The organism is Streptomyces sp. V3I8 (genome assembly GCF_030817535.1).
GTDB lineage: Bacteria > Actinomycetota > Actinomycetes > Streptomycetales > Streptomycetaceae > Streptomyces.
In genome coordinates this window covers 3,915,828-3,941,802 of sequence record NZ_JAUSZL010000002.1, presented here as the reverse complement: position 1 = coordinate 3,941,802, position 25,975 = coordinate 3,915,828, and the positions used below count along the sequence as shown (strand labels likewise).

The following is a 25,975-nucleotide window of genomic DNA, read 5'->3' as shown; positions in this document are numbered from 1 at the left end:
GTTTACCGAGCAATTTCCAGCGCAGTTTCCGATGCAGTTTCCGACGAGTACGAGGACGAGGGCGACGTGCCAACCGGCAAAGTCAAATGGTTCAACAGCGAGAAGGGCTTCGGCTTTCTCTCCCGCGACGACGGCGGTGACGTCTTCGTCCATTCCTCGGTCCTGCCCGCCGGAGTAGACGTGCTCAAGCCGGGGCAGCGCGTGGAGTTCGGCGTGGTCGCCGGGCAGCGCGGTGACCAGGCGCTTTCGGTGACGATCCTGGACCCCACCCCCTCCGTCGCGGCCGCCCAGCGCCGCAAGCCGGACGAACTGGCGTCCATCGTTCAGGATTTGACGACCCTCCTCGAAAACATCACGCCGATGCTCGAGCGGGGCCGCTATCCCGAGAAGGCCTCCGGAAAGAAGATCGCCGGTCTTCTGCGCGCGGTGGCGGACCAGTTGGACGTCTAGCCGGACGCTCCCCGCGTCCCTGAGGGCGTGGCCCTCCGGGGGCGCGGGGAACTGCGCGACCGGTCCTCACCCGGCCGCACCCGGAAACAGGCCGAACCGTCCCGTGAATTCCGGCCAGGGGCCCGTCAGGGAAACGCGAGCGCCTCCGGTGCGAGAGCCGGTACGAGTCCCTCGGCCGCCGCCCGTGTGAGGAGGCCGCGGATCGCCGCGTACCCGTCCTCCCCGAGGTCGGCCGTGAACTCGTTCACGTACAGCCCGATGTGCTGGTCGGCCACCGACGCGTCCATCTCCTGCGCGTGCTCCAGCACGTAGGGCCGCGAGGCCTCGGGGTCGTCCCAGGCCGCCCGCACGGACGCCCGCGCGGACTCGGCGAGCAGCCGCAGCGTGGCCTCGCCCAGCGAACGGCGGGCGATGATCGCGCCCAGCGGGATCGGCAGCCCCGTCGTCAGCTCCCAGTGCTCGCCCATGTCCGCCAGCTTGTGCAGGCCGTAGTTCCGGTACGTGAAACGGGCCTCGTGGATGACGAGTCCGGCGTCCACCTTCCCGTCCCGTACGGCGGGCATGATCTCGTGGAACGGCATCACCACGATCTCGCCGACCCCGCCCGCGAGCGTGTCCGCGGCCCAGAGGCGGAACAGCAGGTACGCGGTCGACCTCTCGCTCGGCACGGCGACCGTGCGGCCGGTGAGGTCCACGCCCGGCTCCCGGGTGAGGACCAGTGGCCCGCAGCCCCGTCCGAGCGCGCCCCCGCAGGGCAGCAGGGCCCACTCGTCCAGGACGTACGGCAGGACGGCGTACGACACCTTCAGGACGTCGAACTCACCGCGCTCGGCCATGCCGTTGGTGATGTCGATGTCCGCGAAGGTCACGTCCAGCTCGGGCGCTCCGGGGACGCGGCCGTGCGCCCAGGCGTCGAAGACGAAGGTGTCGTTCGGGCAGGGGGAGTACGCGGTCCTCAGGGGCGCGGCCTTCCGGGGTGCGGTCTTCGAGGGTTCAGCGGATGCGGTCATGTGGGTTCCAACTCTCCAGTACGGGCGCGAGCTTCCCGAACGCGCCGGTGAGCGCCGCCAGCGCGTCGCCGATCCGCCACGCGGCGCGGTCCCGCGGGCCCACGGGGTTCGACACGGCACGGATCTCCAGGACGGGCACCCCGTGCGCGGCGGCGGCCTCCGCGACCCCGAACCCCTCCATGGCCTCGGCGAGCGCCCGGGGGTGGCGCCGGCGCAGCTCCGCGGCGCGCCCGGCGGTGCCGGTCACGGTGCTGACGGTCAGGACGGTCCCGGTGCGTGCGCCGGTGACGGCCGCGATCTCCCGTACGAGTGATTCCGGCGGCCGGTGCGTGACGGTCCCGAAGCCCAGCTCGGTGACCGGGGCGAAGCCTTCGGGGGTCTCGGCGCCGAGGTCCGCGACGATGATCCCGTCGGCCAGGACGAGCGTTCCGAGGGGTGCGTCGGGCGTGAACCCGCCGCCGATGCCGGCGCAGACGACGACGTCGTACGGGGCACCGGCCGATCCGGCCGCGGTGAGCGTGGCGGCGGTGAGCGCGGTGGCGGTCGACGCGGCGGCGGCCGCCGGGCCCACGCCGCCGGCGAGGAGGTCGAGGCCGAGCGGCCGGCGGACCGGCGTGCCGCGGTCGGGACCGGGGCCGGGGGCCGGCGGGCGGTCCGCCGGGAGCGCCGTCAGCCTGTGCAGGACCGCTCCCGGAATCGTGTGCTCCGCCGCCGTGAAGGCCGCGGCCGTGAACGCCGCGGCCACCGCGTCCCGTTCGGCCGGGACCGCGGTGACTACGAGGACACGCATACGGAGCACACGGCTCAGGCGTCCGCGTTCTCGAGCTTGAAGTTCCAGACGCCGAAGATCTCCGTGCCGGCCTTGTTCTGCTGGACGACGCTGATGTTGATCGTCTTCGGGGCTTCCTGGCCCTGCTGCGCGGTGAAGAGGTCGACGCCCTCGAAGGCGTAGTACGTCTTCTTGAACGGGTCGGTGACCTGCTCTCCGTTGAGCCACAGGGACCAGCCCTCGTCGGCGATCTCCGGGTCGACACCGATCCGCAGGGTCTCACCCTGCGGGACGTCGATCGTGTCGGAGGACTTCTCGCGGGCGCACTTGGCCGCCGCCTCCTTGCCGATGTTCTTGCCGTCCTCGTAGCACTCGGCCTCGGCACTGACCGAGTCCTTGCCGACCGTGACGGTGGCCATCGGCGTCGGCTTGTCACAGGCGGACAGGACGAGAAGTCCGGCGGAAACGGCGCCTGCGGCGGCGACGGCGCGGCGACGGCGCGCAAGGGGACGCTGGGAGCTCATGCCCGAAGGCTATCGGGCGGGCCCCGCGGCCCGGCCATGCGGGTGGCCTACCCGGCGTGCCGCACGGCCGTTCAGGCCACGCGGGCGTGCTGGCGGCCGCCGCGGCGGGCCGCGCTCAGCAGGCCGTGGGCCGTGGTGAGCCAACCCACGGCGATGATCGTGGAGGCCACCGCCATCCCGAGCGTGCCGTTGAGCGGCAGCGCGATGCCGATCGCCCCGCCGACCACCCAGGACATCTGCAGCAGGGTCTCCGAGCGGGCGAACGCCGACGTGCGCACCAGTTCCGGCACGTCCCGCTGGATCAGCGCGTCCAGGGACAGCTTGGACAGTGCCTGGGCGAACCCGGCGAACGCGGCGAGCACCGCCACCAGGATCACTCCGAAGAACACCGCCGCCGTGACCGCCACGCCCAGCACCACCGCGACCACCGTGACGATGATCAGCTCCGGCGCCCGGGATCTCAGGGCCGCGCCGACCGTCGTGCCCAGCGCGTTGCCCACGCCGGCCGACACGCCCACGACGGTCAGCGAGACCGCCGCGCTCGCGCCCGCGAGCGGATGCTCGCGCAGCAGGAACGCCAGGAAGAAGATCAGGAACCCGGACAGGCCGCGCAGCGCGGCGTTCGCGGCGAGCGCGTGCGTCACCCCCGTACCGACGGTACGCAGGCCCGGGCGCTTGCCCTGCTTCAGGCGCGGCCGGTGCAGGTGCTGCTCGTCCGCGGCGAGCAGGGCCCTGTCCTCGCCCTTCGCGGAGTCGACCTTGTGGGGCAGCGAGAACGACAGGAACGTACCGGCCACGAAGAGCAGGAAGGCGCCGTAGAGCGGGTAGCGGGGGCCGAGGGCCTGCAGGCCCGCCCCGACCGGGGCCGCCACGCCCGTGGCCAGCAGGCCGCCGAGGGTGACCCGGGAGTTCGCCTTCACCAGGGAGAACGCGGGTGGCAGCAGCCGGGGCACCACGGCGCTTCTGACCACGCCGTACGCCTTCGACGCCACCAGGACGCCGAGGGCGGCCGGATACAGCTCGATGCCGCCCGTGACGACCGCGCCCGACAGCAGCAGGGCCATGAAGGCGCGTGCCATGAACGCGCTCGCCATCGCGGCGCGCCGGCCGTGCGGGAGCCGGTCCAGGAGGGGGCCGATGACCGGGGCGAGGAGGGTGAAGGGGGCCATGGTGATCGCCAGGTAGAGCGCCACCCGGCCGCGGGCCTCGTCCGTCGGGACCGAGAAGAACACCGTGGAGGCGAGCGCCACGGTGATCATCATGTCGCCGGCGCCGTTCACCCCGTGCAGTTCGATCAGCTTGCCGAGGCCCGACTCGCCCGCGCCGTGCGCGTGCGTCACCTTTCTGATGCCTCGCGCGGCGCCGGTGAACGGCAGGTGCAGGGCATGGCCGACGGAGCGGACGGCCCCGCGCACCGGGCCCGCTCCGCTCTTGCTTCCTGCCCCGGAGTCACCGATCTCGGTGGCTCCTTGGGGTGACCTCGCGGCTGCCACTCCGCAATAGTGCCCCGGAAACGGCGGATGTAGTGCGCCCGCCGCCCGTATAGCGGCGGAGTGGACTCTGCGGATGCGGCGGGGCGTGCTCTGTGAAGGGGGCGGAGTGGGCCCTGGAGCCGGTGCCTGCCGTGTTCACGGGCGCCCCGTCCGTATCCGGCGGGGCCCGATTCCGCGGCCGGCGGAAGCCCTTCCGCGGCCGGTCGGCGAAACGCGCGCGGGGCTAACGGCAACGCCGGTGTAGGCCCAGCGCCGACGAGGCGGTAGCGTGCGTAACGCGCCCGCGGCAGTTGTTCTCGGCCGCGCGCCTCTCGGTCATCCCGCAGAATGGATGACGTAGGTGCGCCCGAGTGCGATCGGGCGCGGACGTCGACGCGGCCCTCCGGTCCGCTCCGTCCGCACCCCCGTCGAGGGATGGCGCACTCGTGAGACGGCGTAGGAGAGAAGCGATACCTGTGAGCGCGACAACGCGAAGCCGAACCCCCGACCGTCTGTGTGCCGAGGCCGTGGACCTCGCCCGGGCAGCCGCCGAGGAGGCCGCCGCTCCCGGCGTCGTCGGCGAGCACGCGGGCATGGTCAGCGAAGGGGACCGTGTCGTCACGCACTTCTTCGAGTGCAAGGAGATGGGCTACCGCGGGTGGCGCTGGGCCGTGACCGTGGCCCGGGCGTCGCGCGCGAAGGTCGTCACCCTCAACGAGACCGTGCTGCTGCCGGGCTCCGACGCCCTGCTGGCACCCGACTGGATGCCGTGGAGCGAGCGGCTGCGGCCCGGGGACATGGGTCCCGGGGACCTGCTGCCCACGGACGCGGAGGACCTGCGTCTGGAGCCCGGCTACTCCGGGGAGGACGAGCCCGCCCCGAACGCGGCGATCTCCGAGGAGATGGCCGAGCTGGCCGAGGCGGAGGATGCCGAGATCACGCCGCAGGCGCCGGCCGCGCTGCCGTTCGTGCCCTCCCGCGGGTCGATCGCGTCGGTGGCCGAGGAGCTGGGGATGCGGCGGGCCCGGGTGCTCTCGCGGTACGGGCTGCATGTCGCGGCCGACCGGTGGGAGGAGTCGTACGGGGCGAAGACGGCGATGGCGCAGGCCGCGCCCGCCACGTGTGTCAGCTGCGGGTTCCTGAATCCCGTGGGCGGGTCGCTCGGGCAGGCGTTCGGGGTGTGCGCCAACGAGTTCTCGCCCGCGGACGGACGGGTCGTGTCCCTCTCGTACGGATGTGGTGGACATTCGGAGGCGGCGGTCATGCCCGCGCCCGCCCGTCCCGCGCCGCCGGTGATCGACGAGACGCGGGTCGATCCGTTCCCGCTCCGGCCTTCGCCGGACTCGGGCTCGGTTCCGGTGGGCCCGGACGGCTCCGCCGAGGAACTCGGCCACAGCTAGGCCGCCGGCTCCACCGGCACGGCCTGCCCCGGTTGTGACGTGCGGGTCGTGTGTGGCTGGTCGCGCGGTTCCCCGCGCCCCTGAAGGACGGCTGCCGCAGCTCCGGTGCTTCTCAGGGGCGCGGGCGACCGCGCGGGCGACCACGACGTGCCGGCACCCGGCGTCCGCTTTCCAGGGGCGCGGGAAACTGCGCGACCAAGCCCCGCCGGGCCGCACACGCCCAGCCGCCCTGGCACCCCTGCCCAGGGACCCGCGGTACCTTCTTGCGGCGGCCGGCCGATGCGCGCGGGCGTACGACGAGAGGGAGTGTCAAGCGTGAGCAACTTCGTGCGGCCGGCTGCCGAGGGCGCGGATCCGTTCGGGACGGCACGGCTGCGGCGCGGGGTGCTGGACGCGTGGGCGACGAGCCCGGCGCGGTTCCGCGAGGACGCCAACTCCGAGGAGGACCTCGTCCTCGGCGGCTACCGCGACCGCCTGGTCGTCGAACTCGCCCAGAACGCCGCCGACGCCGCCTCCCGCGCCGGCGTCCCGGGACGGCTCAGGCTCACCCTCCGTGACGGCGTCCTCGTCGCCGCCAACACCGGCGCCCCCCTGGACGCCACCGGCGTCGAGTCCCTCTCCACCCTGCGCGCCTCCGCCAAGCGGGACGACCACGACAGCGCGGTCGGCCGCTTCGGCGTCGGCTTCGCGGCCGTCCTCGCCGTCACCGACGAACCCGCCCTGCTGGGCCGGCACGGCGGTGTCCGCTGGTCCCTCGCCGAGGCCCGCGACCTCGCCACCGACATCGCCCGCCACAGCCCCGGCCTCGGTGACGAACTGCGCCGCCGCGACGGACACGTGCCCCTGCTCCGGCTGCCGTTCCCGGCCGAGGGCACCGCCCCGGACACGTACGACAGCGTCGTGATCCTGCCGCTGCGGGACCCCGCCGCCGAGGCCCTCGCGGAACGGCTGCTCGACGGGGTCGACGACGCCCTGCTCCTCGCCCTCCCCGGGCTGGAGGAGGTCGTGGTGGAGACCGGGGACGGCGACGGCGGCGTACGGACCGTCCGGCGGCGGAGCGACGACGGTGACGTGGTCGTCGAGGACTCCCGCGACGGCACGACCCGCTGGCGCACCGTCTCCGCGCACGGGCCCCTGGAGCCCGCGCTGCTCGCCGACCGGCCCGTCGAGGAGCGGCTGCGCCCCCACTGGTCGGTGACCTGGGCCGTCCCGGTCGACGCCGACGGCACCCCGGGCCGCCCCCGCACCGGGCCCGTCGTGCACGCGCCCACCCCCAGCGACGAACCCCTCGGCGTGCCCGCGCTGCTCATCGCCTCCCTGCCGCTCGACACCGCCCGCCGGCACGCCACCCCCGGCCCGCTGACCGACTTCCTGGTGCAGCGCGCGGCGGACGCGTACACCGCGCTGCTCGCCGCCTGGCGGCCCGTGACCAGCGGGATCATCGGCCTGGTGCCGGGCCCGCTCGGCCAGGGCGAACTGGACGGGGCCCTGCGCCGGGCGATCCTCGAACGGCTGCCGCGCACCGCGTTCCTGCCGCCCGCGGTCGAGCCGGGCGACGGCGTCGGCGGCGCCGGCCTCGACGCGACCGGCCTCGACGCCGCCGACACCGGCTCCGGTCTGCCCGAGGCCCTGCGCCCCCGCGACGCCGAGGTGGTGGAGGGCGCGGGCGCCGACACCGTACGGGTCCTCGCGGAGGTGTTCCCCAGCCTGCTGCCCGCCGGACTGGAGCGGCGCGCGGAGCTGCGCACCCTGGGGGTCGCGCGGGTGCCGCTGGCCGAGGCGGTCGACCGGCTCGCGGGCCTGGAGAAGGACCCCGAGTGGTGGCGCCGCCTGTACGACAGCCTCGCCGGGGTCGACCCGGACCGGCTCTCCGGGCTGCCCGTGCCGCTGGCCGACGGGCGTACGACGATCGGGCCCCGGCAGGTCCTGCTGCCCACCGCCGACGGTGCGAAGGCCGCCCCGGACGTCCTCGCCCGGCTCGGCCTCAAGGTGGCCCATCCGGACGCCGCCCATCCGCTCCTGGAGAAGCTGGGCGCGCTGCCCGCCACCGCGCGGGCCGTCCTGACCACCCCGCAGGTCCGGGCCGCCGTCGCCGGTTCCCTCGACGACGACCGCGGCGCCTGGGACGACGACACGGCCCCGGACGCCGAGGAACTGGCCGACACCGTCCTCGCCCTCGTCCGGGACGCCGGCCTCGAACCCGGCGACGAACCCTGGCTCGGCGCCCTCGCCCTCCCCGACGACGAGGGCGAACTCGTCCCGGCCGGCGAACTCGTCCTGCCCGGCAGCCCCTTCGCCCAGGTGATGAGGGAGGACGAACTCGCCTCCGTCGACGCCGAACTGGCCGCACGCTGGGGCGAACAGCCCCTCGCCGCCTGCGGCGTACTGGCGGACTTCCAGCTCGTACGCGCCACGGACGTCGTCCTCGACCCCGACGAACTGGAGCCGCGCGACGGCGACTTCGCCGAGCCCGACGACGCGGGACTGCTCGACGCCGTGGACGTGTGGTGCGAGGACGCCCTGGACGGGCTGCCGCAGTCACCGGTGCCGCCCGTCGCCACGGAGATCGTCGCCGTGCGCGACCTCGACCTCGTCGACGACGACCGCTGGCCCGAGGCCCTCGCCCTGCTCTCCCGCCCGCCGCTGCGGGACGCCCTCACCCAGCCGGTCCGCGTCCTGCTGCCGGACGGCACGCACGAGATCGTCCGGTCCTACACCGCCTGGTGGCTGCGCGGGCACCCGGTCCTCGACGGCCGCCGCCCGGCCGGCCTGCGCGCCGAGGGCGGCGACCCGCTCCTGCACGGCCTGTACGACGCCGCCGACGCGGCCGGTTTCGACGACGAGCAGGTGCTGCGGGCGCTCGGCGTCCGTACTTCCGTGGCCGCGCTGCTCGCCGAACCGGGCGGCGGCGCCGAGCTGTTGGACCGCCTTGCCGACCCCGACCGCGAGGTGTCGCCCTCCCAGCTGCACGCCCTGTACGGCGCGCTGGCGGACCTCGATCCCGACCAGGTCACCCTGCCGGACGAGGTGCGGGCCGTGGTGGACGGGCAGGTGCGGGTCGTGGACGCGGCCGACGCCGTGGTCGTCGACTCGCCCGACCTGCTGCCCTTCACCGCCGGCACGCCCCTGCTCCCGGTACGGCCCGCGCGCGCCGCCGACCTCGCCGAACTGTTCCAGGTCCGGCGGCTGAGCGAGTCCGTCACGGGCGAGGTGACCAGCGAGGGCGCCGAACACGACGTGCCGGAGCCGGTACGGGTGCTGCTGGGGCCCTCGACCCCCGCGACCTACGTCGAGCACGAGGAACTGGTCGTCGACGGCACCGAACTCGACTGGCGCCGCACCCGCGACGGTGTGGTGCACGCCGCCACGCTGGAGGGCGTGGCCGCCGGGCTCGCGTGGGCGGCCGGCCAGTGGCCGCGCCGCTTCGAGGTCGCGGCCCTCCTGGAGGACCCCTCCAGGACCGGGGAACTGGCCCGGGACCGCTGGTTCGACTGAGCCCCCGCCCGCCGGGGCACGGCCGCACGCGGTGCGCCCCGGCGGGTCATGGAAGTGATCTGCGTCACATGATCACAAAAACTTCACCTGCCGTACAACCATCGGCCCGCGCCGCGCATCTGATCATGCGAGTCAACAGGCTCCAAGATCACTCGGGCCCACGTGAAGACGACCGTCGGGCCCCTTTCTCCACCAGGGGAAACACATGCGCATACGTGCCACCGTGGCTGCCGTCACCGGCGCCCTGGCCCTTTCCGCGTTCGCCGTCCCGGCCGCGCAGGCCGACGACCCCTCGTACCGCGAAACCGCCGCCGCAGCCTTCGAGGCCGCCCACAGCGGCGCGGCCAAGTCGCAGCGCAGCGCGGCCGTCGACGGCGACCTGGACGCTTCCTTCTCCAACTTCAAGATCGCCTCGGTGCTCAAGGTCGGCAGCACCAACCAGGTCTCCACCAAGGTGACCTACAAGCTGACCCACGGCGCCGACGTGGACCTCGGCTCCCTGGACATCGCCACCGGCCCGTACATCTACAAGGGCTCGTTCGCGACCCCGGACAACGTCATCTTCGGCTTCGAGGCGGCGACCTGCACCGAAGCCTCGGCGACCGTCGCCAACTGCACCGGCTACGTCGACATCCTCCCGGGCGAGGGCGAGCTGCTCAACAGCGACGCCGGCAGCTGGAAGGGCGGCGCGCTGCTGCTCGACTACGTCACCGGCTCCTACGCCGACCAGGGCGACCTCGCCACCACCAAGGTCCTGCGCAACTCCCGGCTCACCGTCAACGCCTCCCCCGAGCCCGTGAAGAAGAACAAGACCATCACGGTCACCGGATCCCTGACGCGCGCCAACTGGGAGACGAACAAGTACGCCGGCTACACCGCGCAGTCGGTGAAGCTGCAGTTCAAGAAGAAGGGCACGTCCACCTACACGGACGTCAAGACCGTGAAGTCGGGCACCGGCAGCTCCGCGGGCAAGCTGAAGACCACCGTCACGGCCTCGGTCGACGGTACCTACCGCTACGCCTTCGCGGGCACCTCGACGACTCCGGCCGTCAACTCCGCGGGCGACGCCATCGACGTGCAGTAACCACTCCGCCGGAACCGGCCCTCCGCCCTGCCGGGCGGGGGGCCGGTTCTGTGCCCGGGGGCCGACGGCTGAGTGCCGTGTGCGGGCACGTCGTGGCCGTTCGCGCGGTGGCCGTCCCCCTACACGGGGAACCTCCGGCCCACCCACCGCCAGGTGAGTTCCAGGAGCAGCGCCGCGGCCGCCGCGATGCCGACGGCGGTCCACGGCATCGTCGTGCCCACCAGCTTCAGCGCGAAGAACTCCTGGAGCCACGGCACCGCCAGCACCAGCAGGAAGCCCAGACCCATCGCGGCCACCAGGCCGACACGCCACCACGTGTACGGCCGGGCCACGATCGCCAGGACCCACATCGACACCAGGAACAGCGTCAGCGTCGCCGCGCTCGTCTCCGCGTCCAGCGCCCCCTCCCCGGTGTAGTGGTGCCGGGCGAGCAGGTACGTCGTGAACGTGGCCAGCCCCGCCACCACCCCGCCGGGAATCGAGTACCGCATCACCCGGCGGACGAAGTGCGGCCTCGCCCGTTCCGTGTTGGGCGCCAGCGCCAGGAAGAACGCCGGTACCCCGATCGTCAGCGTCGACAGCAGTGTCAGATGCCGCGGCAGGAACGGGTACTCCACCTGGCAGCACACCACCAGCACCGCGAGCAGCACCGAGTACACCGTCTTGACCAGGAACAGGGTCGCCACCCGCGTGATGTTCCCGATGACCCGGCGCCCCTCCGCGACCACCGAGGGCAGCGTCGCGAAGCTGTTGTTCAGCAGCACGATCTGGGCGACCGCCTTGGCGGCCTCCGACCCCGACCCCATCGCCACACCGATGTCGGCGTCCTTCAGGGCGAGCACGTCGTTCACCCCGTCGCCGGTCATCGCCACGGTGTGGCCGTTCGACTGGAGCGCGCCCACCATGTCGCGCTTCTGCTGCGGGGTGACGCGCCCGAACACCGAGCCCTCGTCCAGCGCCCTGGCCATCTCCGCCCGCTCGGTGGGCAGCCGGCGCGCGTCGACCGTGGCGGAGGCGCCGGGCAGACCGAGCTTGGCGGCGACCGCGCCGACCGAGACGGCGTTGTCGCCGGAGACCACCTTGGCCCGTACGCCCTGCTCGTCGAAGTACCGCAGGGTCTTCGCCGCGTCGGGCCGCAGCCGCTGCTCCAGGACGACGAGCGCGACCGGCCGCGCGTCCTCCCGCACCCGGGGGTCGTCGAGCCCCCTGACGGCCCGGGCGAGCAGCAGGACCCGTAGCCCCCGCTCGTTGAGCTGTTCCGTCTGCGCGAGCGCGGGGTCCTCGTCGGGCAGCAGCACGTCCGGGGCGCCCAGCAGCCACGTACACGACCCGGCGTCGGCCGTGTCCTCGCGGAAGGACGCCCCGCTGTACTTGCGCGCGGAGGAAAAGGGCAGCGTGGCCTCGCACCGCCACTCCCCGCGGTCCGGGTAGGCGTCGATGACGGCCTGGAGGGAGGCGTTCGGCCGGGGGTCGGACGCACCGAGGGCGCCCAGCACCTGCCGTACGTACGACTCGTCGGCGTCGCCCAGCGGACGCAGCTCGGTGACGTCCATGCCGCCCTCGGTGAGCGTGCCCGTCTTGTCGAGGCAGACCGTGTCGACGCGGGCGAGGCCCTCGATGGCCGGGAGTTCCTGGACGAGGCACTGTTTGCGGCCGAGCCGGACGACGCCGATCGCGAAGGCGACGGAGGTGAGCAGGACCAGGCCCTCCGGGACCATGGGCACGATGCCGCCGACGGCCCGGGCGACGGAGTCCTTGAAGTCGTCGTCCTTGCTGACGAGTTGTGTGACGGCCAGGCCCACGGCGGCCGGGACCAGCATCCACGTCACGTACTTGAGGATCGTGGAGATGCCGGAGCGCAGTTCGGAGTGGACGAGGGTGAAACGGCTCGCCTCCTCGGCCAGCTGGGCCGCGTACGCCTCGCGGCCCACCTTCGTCGCGGTGAACGCGCCGCCGCCCGCCACCACGAAGCTGCCCGACATGACCTGGTCACCCGGCCGCTTGACGACCGGGTCCGCCTCGCCGGTGAGCAGCGACTCGTCGATCTCCAGTCCGTCGGCCTCGGCGCACTCGCCGTCCACGACGATCTTGTCGCCGGGGCCGATCTCGATGAGGTCGCCGAGCACGATCTCGGAGGTGCCGACGGCGGTGGCGGTCCCGTCCCTGCGGACGGTGGGCCTCGCCTCGCCGATCACCGCGAGGGAGTCGAGGGTCTTCTTCGCGCGCAGTTCCTGGACGATGCCGATGCCGGTGTTCGCGAGGATCACGTACCCGAACAGGCTGTCCTGGAACGGGGCGACGAACAGCATGACCAGCCAGAGCACCCCGATGATCGCGTTGAAGCGGGTGAAGATGTTCGCCCTGACGATGTCGGCGACGGAGCGGCTGTTGCGTACGGGGACGTCGTTGACCTCGCCGCGGGCGACCCGTTCCGCGACCTCGTCGGCGGTGAGGCCCCTCGTCAGCGCCGCACTGGCGGGGAGCGGGACGGGGTGCACGGGATCGAGTTCGGCGCCCGCGTCGATGTGCGTCATGTCTTCGACGGTACGGGGGGAGGTGCGACCGCACCCGATGAGCGCGGCAAAGATCCGACCTGGGGAGGAGGGGGATGGTGCCGTGGTCGTAGCCGGCCCCGCTCCGCATGAGGGTTCCCCCGGACCCGCGCCCCTGCTTTTCAGGGGCGCGGGGAACTGCGCGACCGGCCCCCACCGGGCCGCAGCCGAAGCCCTGGTCGTACCGGGCCGTACCGGGCCGGGCCGTACCCGGGGCCGGGGCCTACGAGCGGGCCGCCCCGGCCCGCTCGATGGCCGCGTCCCGCCCCCGCACGTACCAGATGCCGATCAGTCCCAGGCCGGTGCCCGCCAGGCACGTCCACAGCCACCACAGGTGGCCGTCGTCGTCGAGACGGCCGTAGAACGGGAGCTGGACCAGGAAGAGGACGAACCACAGGATCGTGCCGCCCGTGACGGTGGCGGTCACGGGCCCCTCCAGCGGTTCCGGTGCCTCGTGTGTCGGTGTCCACTTCGCCATGGACACAGCTTACGAGGCCACCCACCCGGTCCGCGCCCCACCCGCGCCCCACCCGCGCCACACCCGCGCCCCGCCCATGCCCCAGCCACTCCAGCGGTCTACGCGCGGAGATAGCGCCATCGCCCTCATATGTTCATACTGAAACTTCCTGACTATGGCCATTTTCGCTCGTACGAAACTCCAAAAGGTCCCCCACATGCCCACCTCGGCCCCCGCCAAGGCTCCCGCGCCCAAGGAGCCGGACCCCGCGTCCGCCCACGGCGCCCTCGACCGCTACTTCAGGATCTCCGAGCGCGGCAGCACCCTGCCGCGCGAGATCCGCGGCGGCTTCGCCACCTTCTTCGCGATGGCCTACATCATCGTGCTGAACCCGATCATCCTGGGCAGCGCGAAGGACATGTACGGGCACCAGCTCGACAACGGCCAGCTGGTCACCGCGACCGCGCTGACGGCCGCCTTCACCACGCTCCTGATGGGCGTCATCGGCAACGTGCCGATCGCGCTCGCGGCCGGCCTCGGCGTGAACACGGTCGTCGCGCTCCAGCTGGCGCCCCGGATGTCCTGGCCGGACGCGATGGGCATGGTCGTGCTGGCCGGGCTCGTGGTCATGCTGCTGGTCGCGACGGGACTGCGCGAGCGCGTCATGAACGCCGTGCCGCTGGGCCTGCGCAAGGGCATCGCGATCGGCATCGGCCTGTTCATCATGCTGATCGGCCTGGTCGACGCGGGCTTCGTCTCGCGCATCCCGGACGTCGCCCGGACGACCGTGCCGCTGCAGCTCGGCGGCACCGGGCACCTGAACGGCTGGCCCGTCCTCGTCTTCGTCCTCGGCACGCTCCTCACGCTCGCGCTCATCGTGCGCAAGGTGCCGGGCGCCATCCTCATCTCGATCGTCGTGATGACGGTCGTCGCCGTGGTGATCAACGCGGTCGCGAAGGTGCCCTCCTGGGGCCTGACCACCCCGAAGTGGCCCGGCAATCCGGTCGCGAACCCCGACTTCGGGCTCGTCGGCGAGGTCAGCCTGTTCGGCGGTTTCGGCAAGGTCGGTGTACTGACCGGCGTGCTGTTCGTCTTCACGGTCCTGCTGTCGTGCTTCTTCGACGCGATGGGCACGATCATGGGCATCGGCGACGAGGCGAAGCTGACCGACAAGGACGGCAACATGCCGGGCATCAGCAAGGTGCTCTTCGTCGACGGCATCGCGGTCGCCGCGGGCGGCGCGACCTCCTCGTCCGCGACCACCTGTTTCGTGGAGTCCACGGCGGGCGTCGGCGAGGGCGCGCGCACCGGCTTCGCGAACGTGGTCACCGGAGCGCTCTTCGCCGTCGCGCTCTTCCTGACCCCGGTCGCCACGATGGTCCCGTCGCAGGCCGCCACCCCGGCGCTGCTCGCGGTCGGCTTCCTGATCCTGTCCGGCTCGATCCGGCAGATCGACTGGGCCGACCACACCATCGCGATCCCCGCGTTCGTGACGATGATGATGATGCCGTTCACGTACTCGATCACGAACGGCATCGGCATGGGCTTCATCACGTTCGTCGTGCTGCGGCTGGCGGCCGGGCGCGGCCGGGACGTACCGGTCGCGATGTACGTGGTCTCGGCGGTCTTCGCCTTCTACTACCTGATGCCGGCGCTGGGTCTGACCTGATGTCGGCTCTGGGTCTGACCTGATGCCGGCGCTGGGGCCGACCTGACCGTCCCGGCGGGTCAGACCCCGTAGAACCTTTCCGTCTCCTCCACCGCGGACCGGAAGCGTTCGTCGAAGTCATCGCGCATGAGCGTCCGGACGACGTAGTCCTGGACGCTCATTCCCCTTTTCGCCGCGTGGTGCCGGAGCCGGTCTAGCAGCTCCCCGTCTATGCGCAGGCTGAGCACACTGGTCCCCATGGGTACGAGGGTCGCGGCCCAGGAGTGTCCTGTGTCACTTTCCGCATTTGTCTCACTCGTACGGGTGACGCCGGGGTTGACGCGAACCGCGGTGTGCCCCAAGTGGCCGGAGTCACGGCTGTTCGTGCGGCGTCGCGGTGTTCTTTAGCTAGAGTAATGAGTTATTCTAAAGAACATGCCTGACCTCACCCATGGCGACGACGTAGCCGCCGTGAACTCCCTGCGTTCCGCCGTGATGCGTCTGTCGCGCCGACTCAAGCACCAGCGGGTCGACGAGTCGCTGAGCCCGACCGAGATGTCGGTCCTGGGCACCCTCGCCCGCTGCGGTACGGCCACGCCGGGCGAGCTCGCCCGCAAGGAGCACGTACAGCCGCCCTCGATGACCCGCATCGTGGCGCTGCTGGAGGCCAAGGGCCTGGTCCGGCTGGAAGCGCACCCCGACGACCGCCGCCAGAAGGTCGTCACGCAGACCGAGCGCGCCGAAGCCATGCTCGCCGAGAGCCGCACGAAGCGGAATGCCTGGCTGGCCTCCCTCGTGGACGGCCTCGACGAGGACGAGTGGGCGAAGCTGCGCGAAGCCGCCCCCGTCCTGGAGAAGCTCGCGCACCTGTAGGCACCTGTAGGTCCCCGCGCGATCGGGGTACTTGTAACAGACACACGCCAACCCCACACGTACCGCACGCACCACCGCTCGGCACGCTACCACCGCACCACGCAAGGAGGCGAACGCCGTTGAGTACGGGATCCGGAGCAGACTCCGCCCCCGCACCTGCCGCCCACAACTCCCCGTCCGACCCCAAGACACGATCCTCGATGTTCAGCTCGCTGAGGATCAGGAACTACCGCCTCTTCTTCATGGGCCAGGTCGTCTCGAACACCGGCACCTGGATGCAGCGGATCGCCCAGGACTGGCTGGTGCTGAGCCTCACCGGCTCCTCGGCCGCCGTCGGTTTCACCACGGCCCTGCAGTTCCTGCCGATGCTGCTCTTCGGCCTCTACGGCGGCGTCCTCGTCGACCGCCTGCCGAAGCGCCCGACGCTGCTCGCCACCCAGACCGCAATGGGCCTCACCGGCCTCGCGCTCGCCTTCCTGACCCTCAGCGGCCACGTCCAGGTCTGGCACGTCTACGTCGCCGCCTTCGCCGTCGGCCTCGCCACGGTCGTCGACAACCCGGCGCGGCAGTCGTTCGTCGCCGAGATGGTCGGCCCCGGCCAGCTGCAGAACGCGGTCAGCCTCAACTCCGCCAACTTCCAGTCCGCCCGCCTGGTGGGACCCGCCGTCGCCGGCGTGCTCATCACCGGTGTGGGCACGGGCTGGGCCTTCCTGCTCAACGGGCTGTCGTTCGTCGCGCCCATCGTGGGCCTGCTCCTGATGCGCTCCGGCGAGATCAACCAGGTCGAGCGGACCCCGCGCGGCAAGGGACAGCTCCGTGAGGGCCTGCGCTATGTCGCCGGCCGCCCCGAACTGATCTGGCCGATCGTCCTGGTCGGCTTCATCGGCACCTTCGGTTTCAATTTCCCCGTCTGGCTCTCGGCGTACGCGGACGACGTCTTCCACGCCGGCGCGGGCGCGTACAGCCTGTTCAACACGCTGATGGCGGTGGGCTCGGTCGCGGGCGCGCTGCTCGCCGCCCGGCGCGGTACGGCCCGGCTGCGCGTGCTGATCGCCGCCGCGGTCGCCTTCGGCGTCCTGGAGATCGTGGCCTCGCTGGCCCCGTCCTACTGGCTCTTCGCGCTCCTCATGGTCCCCATCGGCATGGCGGGCCTGACCGTCAACGTGACCGCCAACACCGCGGTCCAGATGGGCACCGACCCCGCCATGCGCGGCCGGGTCATGGCGCTGTTCATGATGGTCTTCATGGGCGGTACGCCGCTGGGGGCGCCCGTGGTCGGCTGGATCACCGACGCGTACGGGCCCCGGGTGGGCTTCGCCATGGGCGGTGTCGTCTCGGCCCTGGCGGCGGCCACGGTCGGCTTCGCGCTGGCCCGCGTCGGCGGACTGCGCCTGTCGGTGGGCTGGAACCACGGGCACCCGCACGTGCGGTTCGTCCCGCGCAGGCGGGAGCTGGCGACGGCCGCGTAGGCCGTCCCGGCGGGGTCCGGCAGAGCTGGTGAGGCCGGCGGGGCGGCTGGAAGAGTGACCGTATGAGACTCTTCGCCGCCGTGCTGCCTCCGCCGGACGCCGCCGCCGAGCTCGGCCCGGTCGTCCGTGAGCTGCGGAGACTGCCGGGCGCGGAGTCCGGGCTGCGCTGGACGGACCCCTCCGGCCGGCACTTCACGCTCGCGTTCTACGGAGAGGTCGCCGAGGACGTCGTACCGGATCTGTCCGCCCGCCTGGAGCGCTCGGCACGGCGGACCGACCCCTTCCCGCTCTCGCTGCGCGGCGGGGGACGGTTCGGGGACCGGGCGCTGTGGGTGGGCGCCGCCGGGGACGTACGGACACTGCGGCTGCTCGCCGAGCAGGCGCTGGCCGCGGGGCGCAAGGCGGGCGTCGCGCGGGAGGAGCACCGCGGTTACCGGCCGCACCTCACCCTGGCGCGCGCCTCGGGCGACACGGACCTCGCCCCGTACGTGGCCTCGCTGGACGGGTTCGCGGGGCGCGGCTGGACGGTCGCCGACCTGTGCCTGGTACGGAGCCGGCTGCCCGTCTCGGGGGTGCCGGGGGAGCGGACCCGGTACGAGGTGGTCGAGCGGTGGCCCCTGGGCGAAGGCGTCTGAGGAGGGCGGTTACGCTCGGTGCGTGGACCCGAAGACGCGGAACCGGATCATGGCCGGTGTGCTGGTGCTGATGTTCGTCGTGGTGGCGGTGGCGGCGGTCGTCGGCAGGTGACGGCCGCCGCCCCGCCGTCGTGCGCCCCGTGGGCGGGCGTCGACGGGTGCGCCGTGGCCGGTAGCGCGGTTCCCCGCGCCCCTGATGCCCCTCACGGGACTACCAGGCGAAGGCCTCCGGGGACGGGCCCGGGCCCGGGAAGATCTCGTCCAGGCCGGTCAGGACCTCTTCGCTCAGCTCCAGCTCCACGGCCCGCAGCGCCGAGTCCAGCTGCTCCGCGGTGCGCGGGCCGACGATCGGGCCGGTGACGCCGGGGCGGGTGAGGAGCCAGGCCAGGGCGGCCTCACCGGGCTCGATCCCGTGCTTGTCGAGCAGGTCCTCGTACGACTGGATCTGAGTCCGGATGCCGGTGTCGGCGAGGGCGTCGGCGGCCCGGCCGCCCGCCCGGCGCCCGCCCTGGGCCTGCTTCCTGATGACGCCGCCCAGCAGACCGCCGTGCAGCGGCGACCAGGGGATGACGCCGAGCCCGTACTCCCGCGCGGCCGGGACGACCTCCATCTCGGCGCGGCGTTCGGCGAGGTTGTAGAGGCACTGCTCGCTGACGAGGCCGATGGTGCCGCCGCGGCGGGCGGCGATCTCGTTGGCCTGGGCGATCTTGTAGCCGGGGAAGTTGGAGGAGCCGGCGTAGAGGATCTTGCCCTGCTGCACCAGGACGTCGACGGCCTGCCAGATCTCCTCGAAAGGAGTGCTGCGGTCGACGTGGTGGAACTGGTAGATGTCGATGTAGTCGGTTCCCAGCCGTTTCAGGCTGGCCTCGACCGCGCGCCGGATGTTGAGCGCGGAGAGCTTGTCGTGGTTGGGCCAGGCGTCGCCCTCGGCGGCCATGTTCCCGTACACCTTGGTGGCGAGGACGACCTTGTCGCGCCGCTCACCGCCCTTGGCGAACCAGCTCCCGACGATCTCCTCGGTACGGCCCTTGTTCTCGCCCCAGCCGTACACGTTGGCGGTGTCGAAGTAGTTGATGCCCGCGCCCAGCGCCGCGTCCATGATCGCGTGGCTGTCGGCCTCGTCCGTCTGCGGACCGAAGTTCATGGTCCCGAGGACGAGCCGGCTGACCTTGAGTCCTGTGCGTCCCAGCTGCGTGTACTTCATGGCTCACAGCCAACGGTGTGGAGTGCGCTCTAAGCAACACCTCCCGCTGCCCGCCACTAGGGTGATCGCCCATGACGACCCCCTCGGCGGGTGCGCCACCGCGGCGTGACCGGCGCTTCGTGCTGCTCGTTTCGGCCCGTACGGTCTCCGTGCTGGGCAACGCCTTCGCGCGGGTGGCGCTGGCGTTCGCGGTGCTGGAACTGCCGGGGGCGAGCCCGGGGCGACTGTCGCTGGTGCTGGCCTGCCAGGCGCTGCCGCAGCTGCTGTTCATCCTGGTGGGCGGCGTGGTCGCGGACCGGATGTCGCGCTCGCGCCTGATGGCCCTGTCCGACCTCCTGGGCGCGGCGGCCTACGCGGGCCTGGCCGTCATGGTGCTGAGCGGACACGCGCCCCTGCCGGCGATGTGTCTGCTGGCGGTCCTGGCGGGGACGGCGACGGCGCTGTTCGCGCCGGCGATGACGGGGGTGGTGCCGTCGATCGTGCCGGCCGCCCGCCTCCAGCGCGCCAACGGGCTGCTGCAGATGGCGACCAACACCTCGATGCTGCTGGGGCTCGCGCTGGCGGGTGTCACCGTGGCGTTCGTCGGCGCGGGCTGGGCGCTGGCCCTGAACGCGGCGTCGTTCGCCGCGAGCGCCCTCTTCATCAAGGGCCTGCGGGTGACGGCACCGCCACGGAAGGCGTCCTCCGGCTGGGCCGATCTGCGGGACGGGTGGCGGGAGTTCGCGTCGCGGCAGTGGCTGTGGGTCGTGGTCGTCCAGTACGCGTTCGTCGTGGCGGCCCTCAACGCCAACGTCGGGGTGCTCGGCCCCCTCGTGGCCGAGGAACACCTCGGCGGGGCGCGCGCCTGGTCCCTGATCGTGGCCGCGCAGGCGCTGGGCACGATCGCGGGGGCGGGCCTGGCGGCACGCGTCCGGGTGTCCCGGCCGGTGCTCGTGGCGGTCCTGGCGACGTTCCCGGCGGCGGCGCCGATCGCACTGCTGGCCTTGCGCGCGCCCGTCTGGTCCGTGGCCGCGGCGATGTTCTGCGCGGGCGTCTCCTCGGACGTCTTCGCCGTCCTGTGGACCACGACCCTGCACCGGGAGATCCCCGAGGAGGTCATCTCCCGCGTCAGCTCGTACGAGTGGTTCGGCTCCCTGGCCTTCGCCCCCCTGGGCCTGCTGGCCGCGGGCCCGCTCGCCTCGACGGCGGGCACGGGCCGGACACTGGCGGGCTGCGCGACGCTGGTGGTGACGGCCACGGCGTTGGCGCTGCTGTCGCCTCAGGTGCGGGGGCTGCGGGCGCCGGGGCCGCCGCGTGCGCCGGCCGGCCCGGACGACGCGGGGACACCGGTTTCGGCGGCCCCGCACAAATCCTGAACCCGTTGCTCATGTTTCCGACAGGATGCCCTGTGTGCATCACCTCCTGTGCGGACTCGCCGCCAATCCAGCGCTGCCGCCCGAGCTGGTCGACCGGCTGATATCCGTCGCGGACGACGACATCGCCCTGCACCTCGCCTACCGCCCGGACCTCGGCCGCGCACAGGCGGTCGCGCTGGCCGAGCGCGTGGAGGACAGCGCGGTGCTGCTCGCGTACGAGGGCCGGCTGAGCGCGGCCGACGTCGACCCCCGCATCCGGCCGGATGCCGCGCTCGCCCTGCTCGACGCAGGTGCAGGCCGCCCGGAGTGGGCGCGTCTCCTCGCGGCGGATCCGGTCCGTGAGCGCCGGGAGAAGCTGGCGGCCTGCCCCGGTCTGCGGCCCGACGTGGTGGAGACACTTGCGACGGACACGGACGTACGTGTCGTCGCCGAACTGGCGTTGTGGGCCACTCCGGACCTGGCCGCACGGCTCGCGGCACATCCGCACGTCGCGGTCCGCCGGGCGGCGGCGTGCAACGAGGCGACGCCCCCGGCCGTACTGGCCGCGCTGGTGACCGGAGCGGGGCTGCCCGCCGCGCGGCACTGCCTGGTCTGCGACCGGAAGGAACCGCCCTTCGTCCACGGGCCCGAGTGCCCCGAGCCCGACTGCGATCTGTTGCCGGGCGCCTCCTGCGACGGCTCGCACGAGTCCGCCGTCCGCGACGTGCGGGAGGCGGCGCTCCGCAACCCCGCCACGCCCGTCGAGGCCGTCGCCGGCTTCGTGGACCACCCGGCGGCACTGGTGCGCTGGGCACTCGCCACTCGCCAGGACCTGCCCGGGTGGGCGTACGCACGGCTCGCTTCGGACCCGACACCCGGTGTCCGCGCGGATGTCGCCGGGAATCCCGGGATCGACGAGGCCCTGATCCGGGCGATGGCCGACGACCACGACCCCGCCGTGCGCCGCGGGCTCGCCCACCATCCCCGCGTGCCGCTCGACGTGCTCATCCGCCTGGCCCGCACCACGAAGCTCGGAGTCACCCTGCTGCCCCGCGTCGCGGCCTGCTCCTCCGCCGAGGTCGAGGAGCTCGCCGTGTCACCGGACCCGGCTGCCCGCATGCTCGTGGCCCACCGACGCGACCTGCCGGCCGGGACACGCGACCGGCTGGCCGACGACCCCGACGCGAAGGTGGTCAAGGCCCTCGCCCCGCACCCGGGTCTCAGCGAGGCGCAGTTGCGCGTGATGCTCGACCGGCACGGTGTTCGTGTCCTGGCCAAGGTGGCGACCAATCCGGACGCGACCCCGGCGCTGCTGGTGGACCTGGTCCGGCACGAACCGCCGGTGCACAAGGCGTTCCGTGAGGTCGCCCGGCACCATGCGGCACCGGCCGCGGCGCTGCTCGCCTGCCTGACGGACAGCCGGGCGGACGACGGGGTGAGACCCGTGGCCGCCGGTCACCCGGCCCTCCCGCCACGGGTCGTCGTGGAACTGCTCGCCGACCCGGACCCGCAGGTGGTGGAAGCGGCAGCGGCCAACCCGTCCCTGCCACCCGCCGTGATGTCGGACGCGCTGAGCGGGAGGTGACCACGCCGCCGAAGTTCCTCTCCACACATGCCGATGGTCAGGACTTCCAGGGCGGGGCAGGCAGCCGTTTGAAGGGGTTTCACGGTTTCCGCGGTCACCACGGCATCCACGCCGTCGCTGCCGACCTCGGCGACGTTCCTGGTCTCGTGACGGTCAGATGATCCGTTGGGGGGCGTCCGGATGGCAGATGCCGATCCGGTGTTCGCCGAGTGCTTCCCTGTAGGCGAGCAGGTCGTCGAGGTCGCTGGTGACGACCAGAGCTCTGCCGTGATGAGCGGCGATGACGAGCACCAACGCGTCCACGACGTCGAAGCTCTTCTTCGCAGGAAGCTTGGCCCGGGCGCCGAGCGCGCCCACGCGTTTGCCGTCGGCCTCCGTGTGTCCCGCTGCGCAAGGCCGGCAGGTATGGAGCGGATCGTCCCACCGTTTGGCGGTGAACAGCGGGGTTCGTGAGTCTCGGGCGGCGTAGACCGTGCAGGCCGCCAGTACCGGCTTGAGGCAGGTGTAGTGCCCGGCCCCCGGCCGCCAGACCTGCCCCAGCACGGGCAACGGGACGATGGGCCGGTGCCCTCCGCGTCCGAGAATTTCCCGATGCAGGTGCACGGCCTTCTTCCTGCCCTGTTCCAGGTGGATCAGCATCCCGGCGTCGTAGACCACCGCTGTCATGCCACGCCCCTGCGTCGGATGCCCGAACCGAAGAACGAGTCCAGAGCGGAGGAGATCTCCTCGCGCTCGACGTCCGGTCCCGGGTGCTGCCCGTGCTCCTCCGGCGGCGCGGCCGTGGCGTTCTCTGCCTCCGCCTCGGCGATCAGGTCGTCGAGCGGGGCGAAGGTCCGGGCGACCTGATCGTCGTGCGCCATCGCGGCGCCCACCGCGGCCATGACGTACGTACTGATGTCGACCCCCGCCGCCTCCGCGTAGGAGCGGATGCGTTCCTTGGTATCCGGGTCGGTGGCAAAGGTGATCATGCTGCGTCTCGCGGCCATACGGTCAACGTACAACAGCTTTGTACGCGCTGATGTGCGGAAGGAAGACGGACCAGGTTTTCGGGGTGACCGCCAGGGTGGGGGCGGCGGGGGTTTTGGAGTCGCGGATGTGGATGGTGGAGGGGGTGAGCGCTATCTCCAGGCATTCGCCCTGGTTGCCGCTGTAGCTGCTCTTGAACCAGTGCAGGTCGGTGCTCATAGCTCTTGTGCCACCTGTTCGATCAGCTTGGCGGACTCCTCGGGGCTGAGGGCCTGAGCTCGCAGAATGCCATACCGGCCGAACAAGTCCCCCAGAGACGGTTGTTCGCTGACAAAGTAGCCGCCGTCCTGACCCTCGACATAGGCAAGTTGCCGCCGGTTCTCGGTCTCCACCAGGATCATCGGTCCGTTCAGCCCGGAGTGCGTCTCGCGATCCGATGGCATGACCTGGATCTCGACGTTACGTCTGCGCCCGACCTCAAGAACGTGGCGGAGTTGTTCCGCCAGGATGCGGCGGCCCCCGATCGGGCGCGTGAACGCGATCTGCTCCAGAACGAAGCTGAGTGCGGGAGTGGGTCTGCGCTGGAAGAGTCGTTGGCGCGCCAGTCGTGCGGCAACCTGCTCCTCGATCTCCTCATCCTCCAAGGGCGGGTAGTTGCAGCCGATCGCCACCCGGGCGTAGGCCTCGGTTTGCAGCAGGCCGGGTACCACGTGATTCGCGTACGTGTGCAGGGCTGTGGCCTCGGCTTCGATGTCCGCGTAAGTCGCGGTCCAAGCCGGGAGCGGGCTGGTCCGCAGCTTCCGTCCCGCCGCGAGAAGTGCACCCTGTGCACCCAGCGCCTCGTCCGCGATCTCGACGAGCTTCCCCTTCGGCGGGCGCTCGCCCCGTTCCACCATGGCGACCTGCGACTTGGAGTACCCGGCGCACCCGCCCAGCCCTTCCTGTGTCATCCCGGCCCGTTCGCGAAAGAACCGCAGCAACGAGCCGAACATCTCCAGATTGCTTGAGCTTTGTTCACCGGAGTGCACAGCGACCTCCCCGAGTGCACAGAGGTGCACGGACCTTGCGTAACCCTGGTCACAGTATGTGAGCGACCGTAAGCATGTGCCGCATGAACTCGGAAACCGCACCGGTCAGGGTGCATGCCTGGATTCCCGCCTCCGGTCACGGCCTCCGTCATGCCGGCATCCACTTCGACGCCGTACGGGTCGCGGGTGTACTCGCGGAGCAGGTCGCGTACGAGCTGATGCAGTTCACGGACTTCGAAGCGGGCCCGATCGTGCGGGAGTCGACCGGCTGCCGGTACCTGTACTTCCTGTTGCCCCCGCAAAGCGCCGCGGGCTTCCGCTGGCCCGCCGGGGTGCGGGCGCTGGGCCGGGACTCGCGGGGATGGGCGTACGTGGGGGTGCCCGCGCTGGACGGGCCGACCTGGCCGTTGGAGTGGCGGTCGGTGCCGACCGCCGAAGTGCCGTTCGTGGAGGCGGGGTTGCTGCATGAAGTGGTGAGCCGCCTGATCGGTGCTGTACGGTGACCGCGACATCACACTCCGTGCGCGTTCGCATACGGAGCGGTCCCCGGAGGTGCTACCAACACCGTCCGAGGACCTTCACCACCAGTGGACGGGAACTCCACCAGAAATGCTTCGGCATGCTATCGCGCCGGTCCGGCGTTACACGAAAGCCTCGCACGACGTCGTACGGCATTCGCGGCTCAACAGCGACGCGAAGGTCCTGTTGCTGTACGTGCAGGGACTGCCGGAGGCCGCCGCTCCCAAGCCGCTCGGCGAACACGCGGCCAAGCTGGGGATGAAGCCCCGGGCCTACCAGAAGGCCAAGCAACTCCTCGTCGACTGCGGTTACTTCCACGAATGGCGTGAGCAGGGCGCGCGGGGCCGGTGGATCACGGAACAGCTCCTCGCCAACGTCACCCTCACGCGTGAAGAGGCGGGCCGGGCCAGGGAGGGCGTGGCGGGTGCCGTCACTGTCGCCGTCGCCGTCGCCGCACCGATCGTGTGCCCGCCGGGTGAGCGTTCTCCGACGGTCGGTGGGCCGGGGGAGCGGTCGGTCGGTGACTCACCCCCAAGAGAAGAACTGGAAGAAGTAGGAGAGAAGAACCTTCCCCACCCCCCACCCGAAGACCAGGCCCCGGACACCGACGAAACCGCTGCCGCCGAGCCGGAACTGGTCCAGGCGGAAGGCGTGTTGCTGTCGCTCCGGCACGTGAACCGGGAGCTGCTCCTGGGTGTGCGCGAGGCCCGGCTGCTGGCCGACGCGGCAGCGGAGTGGCTGCGCAGGGGCGTCTCGGCGGCCGACCTCCGGCGCGCCCTGACGACCGGCCTGCCACCGGACGGCATCCGCTCGGCGGCCGGGTTCCTGCGCCACCGCCTGGTGCAGAAGCTCCCGGCGGAGAGGGGTCAGGGTGCTCCTCCGGCAGCGGCACTGGGACCGTCACCAGCACTGTCGTCGACGGAGTGGGTCGCGGTCCCGGCCCGGCGGCCCCTGGTGACCTGCCCGGGGCCCGGGGCCGAGCACGTCTTCCGTCCGCGCAACGACGAGACCCACTGCCTCCGCTGCCGTACGACCGCCGCGTTCGAGGCGACGTTCCAGCCGCTGTCGGTGTCGTGGCGGACCCGCGTCCAGGAGTGCGCCGCCGGTGCGTAGCGCGTCATACGCTGCTGCCGCGGCCGGGAAGACGGCCCCGGCCTGGGAGAGGAGCAGGGAAATGGCGGAATGGAGCGCGATTCTTCAGGAGGCACGCGAGGCCCTGGGATTCACCGGACAGGTGGTGCCGCGCAACCTTGAGGGGATCCGCGCCGCGCTCCGCGCCGACCGGCTGCCGGACCTCGACGCCGAACTGGCGACCCTTTCCGAAGGGTCCTCCTTCGAGGCGTTCCTCGACCACTGGTGGACGCAGGCCCTGGCAGACACCGCTGCCGACGCGGATGCCAAGGCCCTCGCCATCGACTTCGCCGACCTCGTGACCGCACTGCGGGCCAAGGCGACCGGCGGCGGCTGCCGGCCTTCGACGGCTCAAGTCTTGTGACGGGGA

At 72.2% G+C, this 25,975-nt stretch carries 25 protein-coding genes; 13 read left to right on the top strand and 12 right to left on the bottom strand.

Going from position 1 to position 25,975, the window contains the following annotated elements; genetic code table 11:
* The first annotated feature begins 66 nt into the window (after positions 1–66).
* A complete protein-coding gene (locus QFZ75_RS17245; protein WP_307544561.1) occupies positions 67–450 on the top strand; it encodes a cold-shock protein in 384 nt (127 codons plus the stop codon).
* Positions 451–575: 125 nt separating this feature from the next.
* On the opposite strand, the gene QFZ75_RS17240 is transcribed toward QFZ75_RS17245, so the two are convergent.
* The 4 genes from QFZ75_RS17240 to QFZ75_RS17225 form a co-directional block, all read right to left on the bottom strand.
* Positions 576–1,460: a 1,4-dihydroxy-6-naphthoate synthase gene (locus tag QFZ75_RS17240; RefSeq protein ID WP_307537954.1), complete on the bottom strand. Its 885-nt coding sequence runs from the start codon at positions 1,458–1,460 to the stop codon at positions 576–578.
* Positions 1,444–2,250 carry a futalosine hydrolase gene (locus tag QFZ75_RS17235; RefSeq protein WP_307537953.1) on the bottom strand — a complete coding sequence of 269 codons (807 nt, stop codon included), beginning with the start codon at positions 2,248–2,250 and terminating at the stop codon, positions 1,444–1,446. The genes QFZ75_RS17240 and QFZ75_RS17235 overlap by 17 nt, the downstream gene beginning before the upstream one ends.
* A 14-nt stretch (positions 2,251–2,264) precedes the next feature.
* Positions 2,265–2,753, bottom strand: a complete 489-nt coding sequence (locus QFZ75_RS17230) for a hypothetical protein (RefSeq protein WP_307537951.1) — start codon at positions 2,751–2,753, stop codon at positions 2,265–2,267.
* Positions 2,754–2,824: 71 nt separating this feature from the next.
* On the bottom strand, positions 2,825–4,246 hold the full coding sequence (locus tag QFZ75_RS17225; RefSeq protein WP_307537949.1) for an MFS transporter: 1,422 nt from the start codon (positions 4,244–4,246) through the stop codon (positions 2,825–2,827).
* A 455-nt stretch (positions 4,247–4,701) separates the two neighbouring features.
* On the opposite strand from QFZ75_RS17225, the gene QFZ75_RS17220 reads away from it, so the two are divergent.
* The 3 genes from QFZ75_RS17220 (at position 4,702) to QFZ75_RS17210 (ending at position 10,204) form a co-directional block, all read left to right on the top strand.
* Entirely contained in the window at positions 4,702–5,625 is a 924-nt protein-coding gene (locus QFZ75_RS17220; RefSeq protein WP_307537948.1) for a DUF3027 domain-containing protein, read from the top strand.
* A gap of 315 nt (positions 5,626–5,940) precedes the next feature.
* Complete coding sequence (locus QFZ75_RS17215) at positions 5,941–9,120, top strand: sacsin N-terminal ATP-binding-like domain-containing protein (protein ID WP_307537946.1); 3,180 nt, start codon at positions 5,941–5,943, stop codon at positions 9,118–9,120.
* Between the two features lie 205 nt (positions 9,121–9,325).
* Positions 9,326–10,204, top strand: a complete 879-nt coding sequence (locus QFZ75_RS17210; RefSeq protein WP_307537944.1) for a hypothetical protein — start codon at positions 9,326–9,328, stop codon at positions 10,202–10,204.
* A gap of 119 nt (positions 10,205–10,323) precedes the next feature.
* On the opposite strand, the gene QFZ75_RS17205 is transcribed toward QFZ75_RS17210, so the two are convergent.
* Positions 10,324–12,738 (bottom strand): HAD-IC family P-type ATPase, encoded by a 2,415-nt coding sequence (locus tag QFZ75_RS17205; protein ID WP_307537942.1) that lies wholly within the window; start codon positions 12,736–12,738, stop codon positions 10,324–10,326.
* A gap of 241 nt (positions 12,739–12,979) precedes the next feature.
* Complete coding sequence (locus QFZ75_RS17200; protein WP_307537940.1) at positions 12,980–13,234, bottom strand: DUF2530 domain-containing protein; 255 nt, start codon at positions 13,232–13,234, stop codon at positions 12,980–12,982.
* A gap of 196 nt (positions 13,235–13,430) precedes the next feature.
* Here QFZ75_RS17200 and QFZ75_RS17195 point away from each other — a divergent pair, with 196 nt between their 5' ends.
* Entirely contained in the window at positions 13,431–14,882 is a 1,452-nt protein-coding gene (locus QFZ75_RS17195) for an NCS2 family permease (RefSeq protein WP_307537939.1), read from the top strand.
* A 59-nt stretch (positions 14,883–14,941) separates the two neighbouring features.
* On the opposite strand, the gene QFZ75_RS17190 is transcribed toward QFZ75_RS17195, so the two are convergent.
* Positions 14,942–15,121 (bottom strand): ribbon-helix-helix protein, CopG family, encoded by a 180-nt coding sequence (locus tag QFZ75_RS17190; RefSeq protein ID WP_307537937.1) that lies wholly within the window; start codon positions 15,119–15,121, stop codon positions 14,942–14,944.
* Between the two features lie 175 nt (positions 15,122–15,296).
* Between QFZ75_RS17190 and QFZ75_RS17185 the strand changes: the two genes are divergently transcribed.
* The 3 genes from QFZ75_RS17185 (at position 15,297) to thpR (ending at position 17,838) form a co-directional block, all read left to right on the top strand.
* On the top strand, positions 15,297–15,734 hold the full coding sequence (locus tag QFZ75_RS17185; RefSeq protein WP_107015362.1) for a MarR family winged helix-turn-helix transcriptional regulator: 438 nt from the start codon (positions 15,297–15,299) through the stop codon (positions 15,732–15,734).
* A 119-nt stretch (positions 15,735–15,853) separates the two neighbouring features.
* On the top strand, positions 15,854–17,203 hold the full coding sequence (locus QFZ75_RS17180; protein WP_307537934.1) for an MFS transporter: 1,350 nt from the start codon (positions 15,854–15,856) through the stop codon (positions 17,201–17,203).
* Between the two features lie 62 nt (positions 17,204–17,265).
* A complete protein-coding gene (gene thpR, locus QFZ75_RS17175) occupies positions 17,266–17,838 on the top strand; it encodes an RNA 2',3'-cyclic phosphodiesterase (protein WP_307537933.1) in 573 nt (190 codons plus the stop codon).
* A gap of 211 nt (positions 17,839–18,049) precedes the next feature.
* Here thpR and QFZ75_RS17170 read toward each other — a convergent pair whose 3' ends face one another.
* On the bottom strand, positions 18,050–19,042 hold the full coding sequence (locus QFZ75_RS17170; RefSeq protein ID WP_307537931.1) for an aldo/keto reductase: 993 nt from the start codon (positions 19,040–19,042) through the stop codon (positions 18,050–18,052).
* Positions 19,043–19,113: 71 nt separating this feature from the next.
* On the opposite strand from QFZ75_RS17170, the gene QFZ75_RS17165 reads away from it, so the two are divergent.
* The gene (locus QFZ75_RS17165) at positions 19,114–20,397 is read left to right on the top strand and encodes an MFS transporter (protein ID WP_307537929.1); all 1,284 of its coding nucleotides are present in this window, start codon (positions 19,114–19,116) and stop codon (positions 20,395–20,397) included.
* Positions 20,398–20,431: 34 nt separating this feature from the next.
* Entirely contained in the window at positions 20,432–21,961 is a 1,530-nt protein-coding gene (locus QFZ75_RS17160) for a hypothetical protein (protein ID WP_307537928.1), read from the top strand.
* A gap of 153 nt (positions 21,962–22,114) precedes the next feature.
* Here the strand turns inward: QFZ75_RS17160 and QFZ75_RS17155 are convergent, their stop codons facing one another.
* Genes QFZ75_RS17155 through QFZ75_RS17140 form a run of 4 tightly spaced genes read right to left on the bottom strand, consistent with a single transcriptional unit; the run spans position 22,115 to position 23,955 of the window.
* Complete coding sequence (locus QFZ75_RS17155; protein ID WP_307537926.1) at positions 22,115–22,627, bottom strand: hypothetical protein; 513 nt, start codon at positions 22,625–22,627, stop codon at positions 22,115–22,117.
* Positions 22,624–22,947 carry a hypothetical protein gene (locus QFZ75_RS17150; RefSeq protein WP_307537924.1) on the bottom strand — a complete coding sequence of 108 codons (324 nt, stop codon included), beginning with the start codon at positions 22,945–22,947 and terminating at the stop codon, positions 22,624–22,626. Before QFZ75_RS17150 ends, QFZ75_RS17155 begins: the two co-directional genes overlap by 4 nt.
* Before the next feature lie 4 nt (positions 22,948–22,951).
* Positions 22,952–23,146 carry a DUF397 domain-containing protein gene (locus QFZ75_RS17145; protein ID WP_307537922.1) on the bottom strand — a complete coding sequence of 65 codons (195 nt, stop codon included), beginning with the start codon at positions 23,144–23,146 and terminating at the stop codon, positions 22,952–22,954.
* Entirely contained in the window at positions 23,143–23,955 is an 813-nt protein-coding gene (locus QFZ75_RS17140; RefSeq protein WP_307537920.1) for a helix-turn-helix transcriptional regulator, read from the bottom strand. The genes QFZ75_RS17145 and QFZ75_RS17140 overlap by 4 nt, the downstream gene beginning before the upstream one ends.
* 83 nt (positions 23,956–24,038) lie before the next feature.
* Here QFZ75_RS17140 and QFZ75_RS17135 point away from each other — a divergent pair, with 83 nt between their 5' ends.
* The 3 genes from QFZ75_RS17135 (at position 24,039) to QFZ75_RS17125 (ending at position 25,969) form a co-directional block, all read left to right on the top strand.
* Positions 24,039–24,458, top strand: coding sequence for a hypothetical protein (locus tag QFZ75_RS17135; RefSeq protein WP_307537918.1), 420 nt, complete (start codon positions 24,039–24,041; stop codon positions 24,456–24,458).
* 106 nt (positions 24,459–24,564) lie between these two features.
* Entirely contained in the window at positions 24,565–25,587 is a 1,023-nt protein-coding gene (locus QFZ75_RS17130; RefSeq protein WP_307537916.1) for a hypothetical protein, read from the top strand.
* Between the two features lie 61 nt (positions 25,588–25,648).
* Positions 25,649–25,969 carry a hypothetical protein gene (locus QFZ75_RS17125; protein ID WP_307537915.1) on the top strand — a complete coding sequence of 107 codons (321 nt, stop codon included), beginning with the start codon at positions 25,649–25,651 and terminating at the stop codon, positions 25,967–25,969.
* The last annotated feature ends 6 nt before the right edge of the window (positions 25,970–25,975 follow it).